General features: G+C 73.5%; 14 protein-coding genes. 6 read left to right on the forward strand and 8 right to left on the reverse strand.

The window, feature by feature from the left end:
• Positions 1-110: 110 nt before the first annotated feature.
• Positions 111-656 carry an NlpC/P60 family protein gene (locus ACZ6I1_RS21530; RefSeq protein ID WP_469289468.1) on the forward strand — a complete coding sequence of 182 codons (546 nt, stop codon included), beginning with the start codon at positions 111-113 and terminating at the stop codon, positions 654-656.
• On the opposite strand, the gene ACZ6I1_RS21535 is transcribed toward ACZ6I1_RS21530, so the two are convergent.
• On the reverse strand, positions 653-1,225 hold the full coding sequence (locus tag ACZ6I1_RS21535; RefSeq protein ID WP_469289470.1) for a helix-turn-helix domain-containing protein: 573 nt from the start codon (positions 1,223-1,225) through the stop codon (positions 653-655). The two genes, ACZ6I1_RS21530 and ACZ6I1_RS21535, sit on opposite strands and share 4 nt — an antisense overlap.
• A gap of 134 nt (positions 1,226-1,359) precedes the next feature.
• Here ACZ6I1_RS21535 and ACZ6I1_RS21540 point away from each other — a divergent pair, with 134 nt between their 5' ends.
• From ACZ6I1_RS21540 to ACZ6I1_RS21555, 4 genes are all read left to right on the forward strand, one after another.
• A complete protein-coding gene (locus ACZ6I1_RS21540; RefSeq protein ID WP_469289472.1) occupies positions 1,360-2,139 on the forward strand; it encodes an ABC transporter permease in 780 nt (259 codons plus the stop codon).
• Positions 2,136-2,852, forward strand: coding sequence for an ABC transporter ATP-binding protein (locus ACZ6I1_RS21545; RefSeq protein ID WP_469289475.1), 717 nt, complete (start codon positions 2,136-2,138; stop codon positions 2,850-2,852). The genes ACZ6I1_RS21540 and ACZ6I1_RS21545 overlap by 4 nt, the downstream gene beginning before the upstream one ends.
• A 69-nt stretch (positions 2,853-2,921) precedes the next feature.
• Complete coding sequence (locus ACZ6I1_RS21550) at positions 2,922-3,923, forward strand: ABC transporter substrate-binding protein (protein ID WP_469289477.1); 1,002 nt, start codon at positions 2,922-2,924, stop codon at positions 3,921-3,923.
• Between the two features lie 30 nt (positions 3,924-3,953).
• Positions 3,954-5,063 carry an aryl-sulfate sulfotransferase gene (locus ACZ6I1_RS21555; protein WP_469289479.1) on the forward strand — a complete coding sequence of 370 codons (1,110 nt, stop codon included), beginning with the start codon at positions 3,954-3,956 and terminating at the stop codon, positions 5,061-5,063.
• Between the two features lie 60 nt (positions 5,064-5,123).
• Here the strand turns inward: ACZ6I1_RS21555 and ACZ6I1_RS21560 are convergent, their stop codons facing one another.
• The 7 genes from ACZ6I1_RS21560 to ACZ6I1_RS21590 all read right to left on the reverse strand — a co-directional run bounded on the left by ACZ6I1_RS21560 (position 5,124) and on the right by ACZ6I1_RS21590 (position 12,214).
• A complete protein-coding gene (locus ACZ6I1_RS21560) occupies positions 5,124-6,692 on the reverse strand; it encodes a hypothetical protein (protein ID WP_469289482.1) in 1,569 nt (522 codons plus the stop codon).
• Positions 6,693-6,828: 136 nt separating this feature from the next.
• Positions 6,829-7,023: a hypothetical protein gene (locus ACZ6I1_RS21565; protein WP_469289484.1), complete on the reverse strand. Its 195-nt coding sequence runs from the start codon at positions 7,021-7,023 to the stop codon at positions 6,829-6,831.
• Between the two features lie 98 nt (positions 7,024-7,121).
• Positions 7,122-7,781 carry an ABC transporter ATP-binding protein gene (locus tag ACZ6I1_RS21570; RefSeq protein ID WP_469289486.1) on the reverse strand — a complete coding sequence of 220 codons (660 nt, stop codon included), beginning with the start codon at positions 7,779-7,781 and terminating at the stop codon, positions 7,122-7,124.
• Positions 7,774-8,697: an ABC transporter ATP-binding protein gene (locus ACZ6I1_RS21575; protein WP_469289663.1), complete on the reverse strand. Its 924-nt coding sequence runs from the start codon at positions 8,695-8,697 to the stop codon at positions 7,774-7,776. Before ACZ6I1_RS21575 ends, ACZ6I1_RS21570 begins: the two co-directional genes overlap by 8 nt.
• Before the next feature lie 47 nt (positions 8,698-8,744).
• Complete coding sequence (locus tag ACZ6I1_RS21580; RefSeq protein ID WP_469289488.1) at positions 8,745-9,611, reverse strand: ABC transporter permease; 867 nt, start codon at positions 9,609-9,611, stop codon at positions 8,745-8,747.
• A complete protein-coding gene (locus ACZ6I1_RS21585; protein ID WP_469289664.1) occupies positions 9,604-10,569 on the reverse strand; it encodes an ABC transporter permease in 966 nt (321 codons plus the stop codon). Before ACZ6I1_RS21585 ends, ACZ6I1_RS21580 begins: the two co-directional genes overlap by 8 nt.
• Before the next feature lie 46 nt (positions 10,570-10,615).
• Positions 10,616-12,214, reverse strand: a complete 1,599-nt coding sequence (locus tag ACZ6I1_RS21590) for an ABC transporter substrate-binding protein (RefSeq protein ID WP_469289490.1) — start codon at positions 12,212-12,214, stop codon at positions 10,616-10,618.
• Between the two features lie 183 nt (positions 12,215-12,397).
• Between ACZ6I1_RS21590 and ACZ6I1_RS21595 the strand changes: the two genes are divergently transcribed.
• Positions 12,398-13,354 carry a fibronectin type III domain-containing protein gene (locus ACZ6I1_RS21595; protein ID WP_469289492.1) on the forward strand — a complete coding sequence of 319 codons (957 nt, stop codon included), beginning with the start codon at positions 12,398-12,400 and terminating at the stop codon, positions 13,352-13,354.
• Positions 13,355-13,413 lie beyond the last annotated feature (59 nt).

The following is a 13,413-nucleotide window of genomic DNA, read 5'->3' on the forward strand; positions in this document are numbered from 1 at the left end:
CCGGGGGTTTCCCGTTGCCCGTCCGGACGGGGCGCTGCGGGGGCCTCCCCCGGGCGGTGCCGCTGCCCCAGGCTGCTCTCACCTACGGCTCTGCGAATCGAGGTCCTCGCATGCTTCGCCGATCCCCTCTCCTGGGCACGGTCGTCGGGTTGCTCCTCTTCCTCCTGTGGGCTCCCCCGGCGGCCGCCGCCGACGGGCAGTGTTCCGTACGGGCGCCGGGGGCTTCCGCGACCGCCGAGCGGGCCGTCGCCGCGGCCTGCGCGCAGGTCGCCGCGGACGTCTGGTACACCTGGGGCGGCGGCCACGGCCCCCGGCCCGGCCCCACCTACGGGCAGGTCGACCCCACCGACCCGGCCAGCGAGCACGACCCCGAGCGACTCGGCTTCGACTGCTCGGGCCTGGTCCGCCACGCCTACGCCGAGGCGGCCGGGTCGGACATCCTCAACGGGGTGGCGAGCGCCCAGTTCTCCACGCACCGCGCCGCCGGCCGCTTCACCGCCGCCCAGGGACTCGGCCCGCTGCTCCCCGGTGACCTGCTGGTCTGGGGCACCTCGCAGGACCTGCACCACATCGCGATCTACCTGGGCGCGGGCATCTACATCCAGGGACCCGCGTGGCTGGACGGCGTGCCCACCTGCGCCCCCGACAAGCCTTAGGATCCGCCGGCGACGACCAGGAGGGTGCGGGCTGCGGACGGGCCGGCGAGGCGGCAGCGGTGGGGGATGCCGCCTCGGTGGTGGGCGCTCTGGCCGGCCCGCAGGGCGAGCGGTTCCTCGCCCTCGACCTCGAGGACGATCTCGCCCTCCAGGACGTAGAGGAAGTCCTCCCCGGGGTGTTCGAACCAGCCGCGTTCGCCGCCGCCGGGCTCGAAGTGGTGCTCGTAGGCCTCCATCAGCCCGCTGCGCCCGCCGGGGATGAGCACCTGCGCCACCTGTCCCGCGGCCTCGTCCACGCGGATCACCTGCGGGTCGCTCTCGTGGCTGACCGTCCCCGGGCGCTCGGGGGGCCTCAGGAAGGTGCCCGGGGCCACGTCCAGGGCCTCGGCGATGCGGTAGATCGAGCTGAGGCTGGGCGTGGCGAGTCCGCGTTCGAGCTGGCTGAGGAAGGGCTGGGAGAGGCCGGAGCGGGTGGCGAGCGCGGCCATGGAGACCCCGCGCTGCTTGCGGCAGCCGCGGATCACCCGTCCTACCTCGATCGCTTCGGGCGTGGGTTCGGGGCGAGACACGCTGGCGAACGTACCTCATCGCGCAGGGCGGGCCGGACGGCCCCGGCAGGCTTCGCACGGCTGCAACACGCCCTTCATAAGCGTGGTCAATTATTGACCTCACTTATCGACGAGGACGAACGAGGAGCCGCCCCGTGCACGCCACCCCCTCCCCGCCCGGCCGGACCCTCGGCCGGCTCGGTCCGGCCCTGGGCGCGGCCGGCGCCGTGCTCGCCCTGTGGTACCTCCTCGCCCAATCCGGCGCGGTGGCCCCCGGCCTGCTGCCCACGCCCGCCCGGACCGCGGCCGCCCTGGCGGACAGCGTCCGCGAGGGCACGCTGGCCGCCGACCTGGGAGCGAGCCTGGCGCGGGCGGGACAGGGCTTCGCCCTGGGCGCGGTCATCGGAGGCGCGCTCGGCTTCGCCACCGGCTGCCTGCCCGCGCTCTCCGCCGCCGTGACGCCGGTGATCTCCTTCCTGCGCCCGATACCCGCCATCGCGCTGGTGCCGCTGGCGACCGCCTGGTTCGGCATCGGCGAAACCGCCAAGCGCCTGCTCATCGCGTACGCGGTCCTGCTCGCCGTCTGGCTCTACGTCCACGACGGGGTCTCCCGGGTGCCGGTGTCCCACCTGCGCGCGGCCCGGTCGCTCGGGGCACCGCTGCACCGGCGGTTCACCGAGGTGCTGCTGCCCTCCGCCGCACCCGCCCTGCTCGCGGCACTGCGCTACGGCGCCTCGGTGGCGCTGCTCGCCCTGGTGGCCGCGGAACTGGGCGGGGCGGACAGTGGGTTGGCCTATCGGCTCCAGGTGGACGGCCAGTTCCTGCGCGTGGACCGGATGTTCGCGGGGCTGCTCGTGCTCGGGCTGCTCGGCGTGGCCGTCGACCTCGTCCTGGCCGCGATAGGCCGCCGGTTCGTCCACTGGGGCACGTCATGAGCCGGCGGGTCCGACTGGAGGGGCTGACCGTCGGGTACGGGGGCACGGCGGTGCTCGAGCGCACCGACCTGGACCTCCCGGCGGGGTCGTTCACGGCCCTCCTGGGGCCGAGCGGGTGCGGGAAGTCCACGGTGCTGAACACGGTGGCCGGGTTCGTGCGGCCCACCGCTGGGCGGGTGACGGCGGGATCCGAGCCGGTGCGCGGACCCGGCCCCGAGCGGGGGGTCGTCTTCCAGCACTACGCCCTGTTCCCGTGGCGCACGGCGCGCGGCAACGTGGAGTTCGCCCTGAAGCGGCTCGGCCTGCCGCGTTCCGAACGCCGCCGCCGCGCCCTCGCCGCGCTGGCCGAGGTGGGGCTGTCGGAGGGCGCGGGGAAGTACCCGGCCCAGCTGTCGGGCGGGATGCAGCAGCGCGTGGCACTGGCCCGGGCGCTGGCCGCCGAGCCGGACGTGCTGCTGATGGACGAGCCGTTCGGGGCCCTGGACGCGCTGACGCGGACCCGGATGCAGAGCTTGCTGCGGGAGTTGTGGCAGCGCCGCGGCACCACCGTCCTGTTCGTCACGCACGACATCGACGAGGCCCTGGCCCTCGCCGAACGGGTCGTCGTCCTCGGCGGGTCTCCCGGGCGGATACGGGCCGACCACCCGGTGCCCGCCGGGCGGCCCGACCCGGAGCTGCGGTCCCTGATCGCCGGTCTCCTCGGCTCCGGGTGAACTCCCCTCCCCCCCATCCCCCATCCGCCATCCCCCTCTTTCCCCTCTTCCCCGAAAGGACCCTCCGCGATGCCCGGATCCCGCGCGGCCACCGCCGTACTGATGGCCGCCGCCGTCCTGCTCTCCGCGCTCACCACGGCCTGCACCGGCTCCCCGGCCGGGGCGGGCGACGGGCGCCCGGCCGTCACCCTCGCGGCGAGCGACCACCTCGGCGGTGCCCCGGTCCACGTGGCCGACGAGCGTGCGCTGTGGGCCGCCGAGGGCATCGAGGCCACCGTCACCACGCAGCCCACCGGCCGGGACGCCCTCAACGCCGTGCTCGGCGGCCAGGCCCAGTTCGGCGTCGTGGGTGTGCTGCCCGCGGTGACGGCCGTGCTGGGCGGCCGGGACCTGCGGATCGTCGCCGACCTGTCCCGGTTCGACGACTGGCGCCTGGTCACCCGGACCGACCGGCGGATCACCGGATTCGCCGGGCTGAAGGGCCGCAAGGTCGGCGTCCCGCAGGGCACGAACGCGGAGTACGCCCTGGCGCGGATGCTGGCATCGGCGCAGCTGACCGCCGCGGACGTGACCGTGGTCAACCTCGCCCCGAACCAGGTCCCGCCGGCCCTGGCCCGCGGGGACGTCGACGCCGGGGTCACCTTCCCCGGCTTCTACGACTCCGCCCGCACCGCACTCGGCGAGCGGTACGCGGAGCTCCCCTTCACCGGCTACACGGCCCGGACCCTGCTCGTGGCCGGCCCCGGGGCGACCGAGGAGGTCACCACGGCCGTGCTCCGGGCGCTGCTGAAGGCGCAGCGCGAGAGCGCCGCCGACCCGGCCGCCGCACGGAGGGCCGTACTCGCCCAGTCCAAGGGCGCGCTCCAGGCCGGATACGTGGACGCCTTCCAGCCCCGGTACGGCTACGGCGCGAGCCTCTCGCCCGGCCTGCTGGACCAGTTGGAGCAGGAGGCCGCCTGGGCGAAGGCCGCCCAGAGCCTGCCCGGCTCCGCCGACCGCGGCGCGCTGCTGCGGCACGTGCATACCGCGCCCCTGACGGCTGTCGACCCGTCCGCCGTCACCGTCCGCTGAACCACATCCCGACCCCAGGAGGTAGTCCTCATGACCGTCGACCAGAACACCCTGCGCCGCCGCGGCGTGGGCCTGATCGCCCACGACCCCGCCCGCAGCTACGGCGGATTCACCCTCTACACGCCGATCACGAGCGCCGGCGAGATCCACCTCGTCGACATCGAGGGCCGGCCGGCGCACACCTGGAACTCCCCGCATCCGCCGGGCCGCCAGGCGCAGCTCCTGCCCAACGGGAACCTCTTCTACGCGGCCAAGGACACCAGCGGCCCGACCCTCTTCCCCATCTGGGACGTCTACCACGGCGGGATCTTCCAGGAACTGGCCCCGGACTCCACGGTCCTGCGCGAGGCCCGGCACCCCTTCCACCACCACGACGCCTCGGTCCTGCGCAACGGCAACCTCGTCGTCACCGTGGTCGAGCCGCTGGCCCCGGCCGACGCGGCCCGCATCCGGGGCGGCATCCCCGGCTCCGAAGCCCCGGGCGGGGTGATCTACGGGGACGTGGTGTACGAGCTGACCTGGGAGGGGGAAGCGGTGTGGCGGTGGGCCGCCATCGAGCACCTCGACCCGGAGGAGTTCCCGCTCAACCCGCACTTCGCCCGCGAGCACTGGCCGATGGCCAACACCGTCAACGAACTGGCCGACGGCTCGATCGTGGTGGGTTTCCGCAGCGCCTCGACCACCGTGGCCGTCGACCGGGCCGACGGCTCCGTGCGCTGGCGCATCGGGCCCGACGTGCTCGCCCAGCAGCACCATCCGCACGAACTGTCCGACGGCACGATCCTGGTCTTCGACAACGGGACGTACCGCGACACCACCTCCGTGCCGTACTCGCGGGTGCTGGAGATCGATCCGCGCACGGGCCGGGAGGTGTGGTCGTACCAGGACAATCCCCCGCAGAACTTCTTCAGCCCTTACATGTCCAGCGCCCAGCGGCTGCCGAACGGGAACACCTTCATCGCCGAGGGGTCCTTCGGCCGGCTCTTCGAGGTGACCCGCGACGGGGACGTGGTCTGGGAGTTCGTCGTGCCGCAGTTCCGGTCGTTCGGCGCGGGCGTGGGCCTCGAATCCTCGGCCGGGGCCCAGAACTCCGTCTTCCGCGCCTACCGGTACGCCGCCGACCGGCTCCCCTGGCTGTGACCGGGACGGCGGGAGCGCCGGTCGTCGCGCGGGGCGGGCCGGCCGGCTCCGCCGGGGGGGTCAGCCGCGGTCGCGGACCGCGACGATGCCGTTGAAGACGCCGACGTACGCGGTCCCGTCGGGACCGAGGGTGATCGGGGCCCAGTTGTTGTCGTACAGCGGGCCGGTGCCGGTCAGCTGCCGCCAGCGGCGCTCACCGGTGCGGAAGTCCACCGCGGTGAGGTACCAGGCGTCGATGCCCCAGGGGTGGGGCTCCTTCTCGTAGAAGTAGAGGAGCCCGTTCGCGGTGGAGAGCTTGGGGACGACGGAGGGTGCGCGGACCGGGCTCTCCCACACCGTGTCGCAGCCGCTGCCGTCGCTGCGCACGTCGATGCGGGCGGCGCCGCCGACGACGGACTTGCCCAGCAGGAGCGTGGTGAGGTTCTCGTAGCCGTAGTTGTTCTCGACGACGATGCTGTTGCCCCAGGTGATCAGGGAGTTGTCGGTCGTCGAGGCGCCGGATCCGAACACCGGTACCGTGCAGACCAGCCGGCGGTCGGCAGGGACGTCGGCGCCCCGCCGGTAGACCAGGACGTTCATCCGGTCGTCCGCGTTGTCGGTGATGGCGACGTAGCCGTCGCCGAAGAGGTCCGGTGTGGTGCCCGAACCCTGGTTCACGGACCCGGGTTTGGCTCCGGTGCCGCGGTCGTAGGTCTGTCGCCACTGCACCTCGGGGGTGCCGTCGGCGGCGGCGCGGAAGCTGTAGAGGGCGTGGTCGGAGACGATGGAGACGCCGTCCTCGGCGACGGAGAAGGAGTTCTGGATCTCCTCGCCGTCCAGCCGGACGGAACGGATCTCCGAGGTGGCCGGGTCCACGGTCCCGACGCGGCCCTGACGGGTGACCCACCAGATGCGGCCGTCCCAGTCGGGCATCACCGAGGTGACGGGGTCACAGGTGCCGCTGGGCCTCAGGTGGGTCCAGGTGACGCAGTCGTGCGGCACGTGGCCGGTGAGGTCCCAGTCGTCGTCGACGGTGAACTGCCAGCTTCCGTCGGGTTTCCGGGAGTGGGCGAGGCGCAGGACGTGCTGGCGGGAGTCGGCGAGTACGGCCCGGTCCTGGTGGTCCAGGTAGAAGTAGGCGCCGCCCGAGGTGTCCTTGAAGATCTTCGAGAAGTCGAGGGAGGTGATCGCCTCGACCGTCGAGGAACGCTGCGGGAGCCGGTACTCCGCGAGCGTGGCGAGCGTACGGGACTCCAGGAGCTTGACCTTGAACCCGGAGAAGGTGCCGCACACCGTGACGAGCCGGCCGCCCGCGTCGAAGGTGGCCGTGGCGCATTCGCCGCCGAGGGCGGCGATCTTCTCGCTGGTCACCTCCGGGTTCTCGCCGAGCGGCCCGGACCAGGGCGAGGTGGCGCTCCCGGCCGCGTCGGAGTGCATGCCGCTGCGGCCGTTGGGCGCGAGGAAGGGGTGCTGCGGCGGCGCCTGGCCGGGCAGTGGTGCGGGGGCCGCGGCGGCGCCGTCGTAGTGGCTGACCAGGCGGTGGCCGGGGGCCTTGGGTATGTCGTCGGCCTGGGCGGGTGGTACGCCGTACAGCACCGTGAGTGCGGCGACGACCGGCGCCACGGCGCAGTTCAGCGCTCTTCGGAACATCCGGACTTCCTCCGTGTCTCTCCGTGCTGTTGACATCGCGTCTGATGTCGCGCCGCCGCAAGACGCTAGGTCGCGGTGCCCGAAGAGTCCATGGAAGGGCCGGATGATTCATGTACGCGCAACAGTCGATCGATTCCTAGGGCTTGAGGCTGGAGACCACGTTCGCGGTGGCCGTCAGGCCGTCGTGGAGGGTCGCGGCCATGCTGCTGCTCGCGAGGTAGAAGCCGAGCAGCACGCAGACGAGGGCGTGGGAGAACTTGAGGCCGCCGCTGCGCAGGAAGATCCAGGCGAGGATGAGGAGCAGGACGACCACGGAGAGGGAAATCACCATCGAAACCTCCTTACTCGCCGCCATGGTGGCGCAGCCGGAGGCGCTGTCGGGTCAAAGACGTGTCCGCCGTACGGGTGTTGACCGTCCGTGATGGCCGGTCAGTCCTTGACGATCTCGTTCCAGTGGGCCGTGCGGTCGCACCAGCGCTCCAGGAGCACCGGATCGTGGCCGACGGCGAGGAGGCCCGCCCCGGTCTCGGCGCGGTACTCCTCGACCACTCTGACCAGCGCGGCCGTGGTGGAGGCGTCCAGCATCGCGGTCATTTCATCGCAGACCAGCCAGCGCGGCCGGAGCACCAGGGCCCTGGCCAGGCAAGCGCGTTGCAGCTGGCCGTCGCTGACCTCGTGGGGGCGGCGGGTGAGCAGATCGGGGCCGAGGCCGACACGCCGCGCCCACTCGGCGACCCGCGCGTCCGCTTCCCTGCGGCGGCCGGTGGCCCGGAGGGGTTCGGCGACGAGCTCGCTCAGCCGCAGGCGGGGGTCGGCGGAGAGCCGGGGCTGCTGGAAGACGACGCCCACGCTGACGCGCAGGGAGCGGGGGGCGCGGTGGCGAAAGCCCGTCACGGTACGGCCGTCGAGGACCACGGTCCCGCGGTCGGGACGGTGCAGGAGGGCGGCGACCCGGGCGAGGGTGGACTTTCCGCAGCCGCTGGGCCCCAGCAGGCCGAGGGACTCGCCGGGGCGCAGGCTCAGGTGCGCCCCGCGGACGACGGGGGCGTGGCGGTCGTAGCCCGCGGTGATGTCCTTGAGTTCAAGCATGGTGGCAGGCCACTCCTTCGACGAGCGGCGGCCGCTGTTCACGGCAGACCCGGTCGGCCGGGGATCCGCCCTGGGCCGCCAGGGCCGAGGGGGTGGGGCAGCGGGCGGCGAAGGCGCAGCCGGACGGCAGCGCGCCGAGCTCGGGCGGGGCGCCGGGTAGGGGTGTGAAGGCGCGCTCGGGGAGGGCGTCGAGCAGGCCCCGGGCGTAGGGGTGGCGGGGACCGGGCCGGCCGAAGAAGCCCTTGGCGGGGGCCAGTTCCACGATCCGTCCGGCGTACATGACGGCGACGGTGTCGGCGATCCGCTCGGCCGCCGCGAGGTCGTGCGTGATCAGCAGCAGGGCCCGCCCGGAGTCGCGGGTGTGGGCGCGGAGTTCGTCGACGGTGCGGTGGACCAGGTCGCGGTCCAGGCCCGTGGTGGGTTCGTCGGCGAGGAGCAGCGGCGCGTCGCCGATGAGGGCGAGTGCGGTGGCGGCCCGCTGGGCGAGTCCGCCGGACAGCTGGTGCGGGTGGTGGTCGAGGTGGCTCGCGGGGAAGGCGGCCCGCTCGGCGGCTGCCTCGGCCGCCTCGCGCAGGGCGGCCTTCGGGGGTGCGGACCGTGCGCGGAGGGTCTCTTCCAGGTGGGCCCGGACGGTGCGGACGGGGGTGAGGTGCGCGGCCGGGCTCTGCGGGACCAGGCCGATGCGGCGGCCCCGTACGGTCCTGGCCAGGGTCCGCTCGTCGGCGGCGAGCAGATCGAGGCCGTCGGCGAGGCGCGCGGACCCGGCGGTCTCGGCGTTGCCGGGGAGCAGGCCGAGCAGGGCGGAGGCCAGCACCGACTTGCCGCAGCCGCTCTCGCCGACGAGGGCGAGGCACTCGCCGGGCGCGAGGTCGAAGCGGGCGTCGGTGACGGCCTCGACGTACCGGCGCCCGGGCATGCGGAACCGGACGGAGAGCTGCTCGACGCGGAGCACGGGCGGGGTGGTCACAGGGTCAGCTCCGAGCGGCGGCGGGGGTTCAGGCGGTCGCGCCAGGCGCCGGCGAGGCCCGCGATCGCCAGGGTCGGGACGATCAGGAGGAGGCCGGGGAAGAGCGTGGGCCACCAGTCCCCGGCGAGCAGCGAGCCGCGCCCGGTCTGCACCAGGCTGCCGAGGCTGGCCTGGTGGGACGGCAGGCCCAGTCCGAGGAAGGACAGGGCCGACTCGTGCCACATCGCGTGCGGGACCATGAGCACCGCGGCGAGGCCCGCCTGCGGGAGGACCCCGGGCAGCAGGTGCCGTACGGCCACCCGCCGGCGCGAGGCGCCGCCGGACACGGCGGCGTCCACGAAGGGCCGGCCGCGCAGGGACAGCACGTCCGCCCTGACGATGCGGGCGGTGGACAGCCAGTGGGTCACGGCCACGGAGACGACCACGGGCCAGACGCCCGGGCGGAACATGGCCACGATGAAGATTCCCAGCAGCAGGTGCGGGATCGAGGAGAGCGCGTCCACGGCCCGCATGGCCACCCGGTCCGTCCAGCCGCCCAGTGCCCCCGCGGCGGCGCCGACCGCGGTGCCGATGACCGTGGCCGCGAGCGCCGCGACCAGGCCGACCAGCAGGGAGACCCGCATCCCGTACACGCAGCGCAGCAGCAGGTCGCGCCCGACGTCGTCCGTCCCGAACGGGTGGGCCCAGGACGGCGGCTGGAGCTTTGCCGACAAGTCGACCGCCTGCTGGTCCAGTGGTACCAGCGGCGGCACCAGCAGCACCGCCAGCACGATCAGCGCCACGATCGCCGCCGAGGCGCGTACGCGCAGGGTGCGCGTCGAGCGCCGGGCCCGACCGTGCGAGCGCCAGATCACCTCAGCCATCGAAGCCCACCCTCGGGTCGGCGAGCCCGTAGAGCAGGTCCGACAGCAGGTTTCCGGCGAGCACGGCGGCGGTGGCCAGCACCGTGAGCGCGGCCAGCAGCGGGAAGTCCACGGAGGTGGCGGCCTGGACGGTGGCGGCCGCGATGCCGGGCCAGCTGAAGACGGTCTCCACCAGCAGTGCGCCGGTGATCAGCTCCGGCACCCGGGAGCCGATGAGCGTCAGCACCGGCAGCATGCCGGAGCGCAGTGCGTGCCCGAGCAGGACGGTCCGCTCCGTGAGCCCCCGCGCGCGGGCGCCGCGTACGGGGTCCTCTTCCAGCGCGTCGGCCACGCCCTGGCGGACGTAGAGGAAGAACCAGGGGAGTTGGGACAGGCCCAGCACCAGCGCGGGGAGCACCAGGTGCGAGGCGACCTGCCCGAAGGCGACCGTGTCGCTGCCCGCGTCCGTGAGGCCGCCGGAGGGCAGCGCCCCCATCCGTACGGAGAAGAACCAGATGGCCAGCAGCCCCAGCCAGAAGGGCGGGGCGGCCTCCAGGGTGTAGGCGAACGAGGAGGCGCACCGGTCGAGCGGGCCGCCCTGGCGGCGCGCGGCGAGCACCCCGAGCGCCGTGCCGGCCAGTACGGCGAACGCGAAGGCGCAGCCGGCGAGCAGCGCCGACCAGCCGACCCGTTCGGCGATGACGTCGGCGACGGGCTGGCGCATCACGGAGGAGGTGCCGAGGTCACCGGTGAGGGCCGAGCCGAGCCAGTCCCACCAGCGGGCGGCGAGCGGCCGGTCCACGCCGAGGTTGGCCCGCAGCTGGTCGAGCCGGTCCTGTGAGGCGGTGAGGCCCGCGGTGCCCGCGTACGCCTTGACGGGGTCGAAGGGGGACATCGCGGCGATGGCGAAGACCCCGAAGGTCACGGCGAGCAGGACGGGGGCGGCGAACAGGGTCCGCCGCCCGGCCATGCGCGCCATCGGCCCCCAGGGGAGCCGGAGGGAGCGGGTGGTCACGTGGCTCGGCTCACTTCTGCTTCTGCTTCGGCTTCCAGCTCTCGACGTTCCACCAGGGGCCGGAGCCCAGACCGTGGTCGTGGGCTTCGAGCTGGGTGGTGAGCCCGTCCCACTTGTCGTTCACGACGTACAGGTGGTCGATGTGGGTGAGGAAGACGTAGCCCGGGTCCTTCACGAGCTCGCGCTGCACGGTGTCGTACGCCGCCTTGCGCACGGCCGGGTCACCGCTGCGCCGCCCCTCGGCGAGGGCGGCGTCCACGGCCGGGTTGTCGTACCGGGCCATGTTGTTGAAGCCGTCGCCGCCGAGCGAGGAGGTGAGCAGCTGGTACTGGTCGAAGTCGGGGTCGGCCGGGGAGCCGCCGCCGGCGAGGACGGCCTCGGTCTTCATCCGCGGCTCGATGACCTCCCAGGTCCCGGCTTCGGTCGTGACCTCGATGCCGGCCTTCTTGGCGTCGGAGGCGAAGGCCAGGGCGTGGTCCTGGCGGATCTTGTCGCCGGAGGTGTACCAGAGGGGGAAGGAGGCGCGGACTCCGTCCTTGACGCGGATGCCGTCCTCGCCCGCCTTCCAGCCGGCGTCGTCGAGGATCTGCTTCGCCCTGTCGAGGTCGTGGGTGCGCTCGGTGCCGGCCGTGAACCACGGGCTGTCGGCCGGGACCGGCCCGTAGGCGGGCTTGCCCGCCCCGTCCAGGAGCGCGCCGACCATGGCCGTGCGGTCCACGGCGGTGTCCAGGGCCCGGCGGACCGCCACGTCGCCGGTGACCGGGTGGTGCGTCGGCAGCGTCACGTTGCGGTAGTCGAAGGTCTTGGCGGCATACGTCGTGCGGGCCTTGTCGGCACCGAAGCCCTTGGCGAGGTTCGGCGGCAGGATCGCCCCGTCCAGCTCGCCGGAGCGCAGCCGGGTGGCGCGGACGTCGTCGTCCTTGATGACGGCCATGGTGAACTTCTTCACGGCGGGTTCGCCGCCCCAGTAGCCGGGGTTGGCCTTGAAGCTGAGCTTCTCGCCCTTGGACCAGGCGGTGAGCACGTACGGCCCGGTGCCGACGGGGCGGGTGGTGAAGTCCCCGCTGTTGACGTCCTGTCCGCCCGCGATGTGCTCGGGGGCGATCGGCAGCACGGTCCGCTCGGCGAAGGGCGCGTAGGGGTACTTCAGCGTGAAGACGACCGTGTGCTCCCCGCGCGCTTCGACGCCGGCGATGGCGTCCAATTCGGTCTTGGAGGCGTTGTTCGTCTTCGCGTCGAGGATCGTGCGGTAGGTGAAGACGACGTCCTTGGCGGAGAAGGGTGCTCCGTCGCTGAACTTCACACCCTGGCGCAGTACGTAGGTGTAGGTGAGCCCGTCCGCGGAGACCTGCGGGAGGGCTTCGGCGAGCGCCGGCTTCAGCTTCATGCCGGGGTCGTGCGCGAGGAGCCCGTCGAAGATCTTGGAGTTGCCGTCCTTGCCGTAGCCCAGCAGCGGGCTGAGGCTCTCCGGTTCGGTGGCGATGCCGACGACGGCGGAGTCCGCCGGGCCGCCTGCGGCGGGCTGGGGGTTCGAGCAGGCCGCCACGCCCGTGATGAGTGCGGCGGCCAGCGTTGCCGCGGCCATTCCCCGTACGGTCCGGGCCGTCATGCGCTGCACATCCCTGTTCGTGATCATCTGTTGTTGCAAACAGCTCGCAATAATGCCAGACGAGATCAGAAGACGACGAACCGGGTCACATCACCGGCCGCCGCCGCACGGGTCTTGCCCGGCACGGATCCCGCGTGCCATATATGTCCAGACCTTTACGGCGGAAGCGGAGGAAGGCATCCCGTGCGACGCACCGCCCCCCTGCTCATCCTGTGTCTGGCTCTCGGCGGCCCGGCCGCGTCCGCAGGCTGCACCGCGCCGGACACCGAGCCGCCGCCCTCCCCATCCGGGCTCACCGCCCAGGCCTCCAGCTCCACCACCGTGCACGTCATGTGGAACGCCGCCGCCGAGGGCGACGGGGTGACGGGCTACCAGGTCTTCGAGGCCGGCCGCCTGGTCCGCGAACTCCCGGCCGACAAGACGATGGTGGACGTCACCGGCCTCACCCCGCAGACCGGATACGCCTTCACGGTCCGCGCCAAGGACGCCGCCGGGAACCTCTCCACGACGGGCCCGGCCGTCCGGGCGAGCACCCCGGCGGCCCGGGCCGAGGACCTGCGGGCGCCGACCGCCCCGGCGACCGCCACCGCCCGGGCCACCGGGCCCCGCGCCGCCTGGGTGTCCTGGTCCGCGGCGACGGACGACACGGGCGTGACGGCGTACGACGTCTACCAGGGCGGTGTCCGGATCCACAGCGCCGGCCCCGGCGAGAGCGGCACGGCGCTCGGCGGCCTCCAGCCGGACACGGTGTACACCTTCACCGTGCGGGCCCGCGACGGCGCCGACAACTCCTCCCCCGACTCCCCCGCGGTGGACGTGACCACCCCGCCCGCCTCCGGCGGCGGACCGGGCACCGCCCCCGGCGGGTTCACCGCGACCGCCGCGCCGGGCGCGGTCACCCTCGGCTGGACCGCGCCGGACACCGGCCGCGAGACGCGCGAGTACGAGCTGTACGTCAACGAACGGCCCACCACCGTCATCCAGTTCGGCACCGGCGCGGTGCCCAGCGGACGGGCGGAACACCGGATCACCGTGACCGAGCCGGCCGGTACCGTGTGGCGCGTGAAGCTGCGCGCCCGCCTGCCGGACGGGAACTGGGGCGCCTTCTCGGCAGAGCGGACCGTCACGCTCGCGGCATGAGACCGGGCAGCGATCCGCCTGAACGGCACTGCCGCGAAAGAAGATCACGCACAATACAT

Source organism: Streptomyces sp. NPDC046303, from assembly GCF_055588085.1.

Coding starts and splice junctions, on each gene's coding strand:
- ACZ6I1_RS21530 (WP_469289468.1), top strand. CDS start 111: ATGCTTCGCCGATCCCCTCTCCTGGGCACGGTCGTCGGGTTGCTCCTC.
- ACZ6I1_RS21545 (WP_469289475.1), top strand. CDS start 2,136: ATGAGCCGGCGGGTCCGACTGGAGGGGCTGACCGTCGGGTACGGGGGC.
- ACZ6I1_RS21550 (WP_469289477.1), top strand. CDS start 2,922: ATGCCCGGATCCCGCGCGGCCACCGCCGTACTGATGGCCGCCGCCGTC.
- ACZ6I1_RS21555 (WP_469289479.1), top strand. CDS start 3,954: ATGACCGTCGACCAGAACACCCTGCGCCGCCGCGGCGTGGGCCTGATC.
- ACZ6I1_RS21560 (WP_469289482.1), bottom strand. CDS start 6,692: ATGTTCCGAAGAGCGCTGAACTGCGCCGTGGCGCCGGTCGTCGCCGCA.
- ACZ6I1_RS21565 (WP_469289484.1), bottom strand. CDS start 7,023: ATGGTGATTTCCCTCTCCGTGGTCGTCCTGCTCCTCATCCTCGCCTGG.
- ACZ6I1_RS21570 (WP_469289486.1), bottom strand. CDS start 7,781: ATGCTTGAACTCAAGGACATCACCGCGGGCTACGACCGCCACGCCCCC.
- ACZ6I1_RS21575 (WP_469289663.1), bottom strand. CDS start 8,697: ATGCCCGGGCGCCGGTACGTCGAGGCCGTCACCGACGCCCGCTTCGAC.
- ACZ6I1_RS21580 (WP_469289488.1), bottom strand. CDS start 9,611: ATGGCTGAGGTGATCTGGCGCTCGCACGGTCGGGCCCGGCGCTCGACG.
- ACZ6I1_RS21585 (WP_469289664.1), bottom strand. CDS start 10,569: ATGGCGCGCATGGCCGGGCGGCGGACCCTGTTCGCCGCCCCCGTCCTG.
- ACZ6I1_RS21590 (WP_469289490.1), bottom strand. CDS start 12,214: ATGACGGCCCGGACCGTACGGGGAATGGCCGCGGCAACGCTGGCCGCC.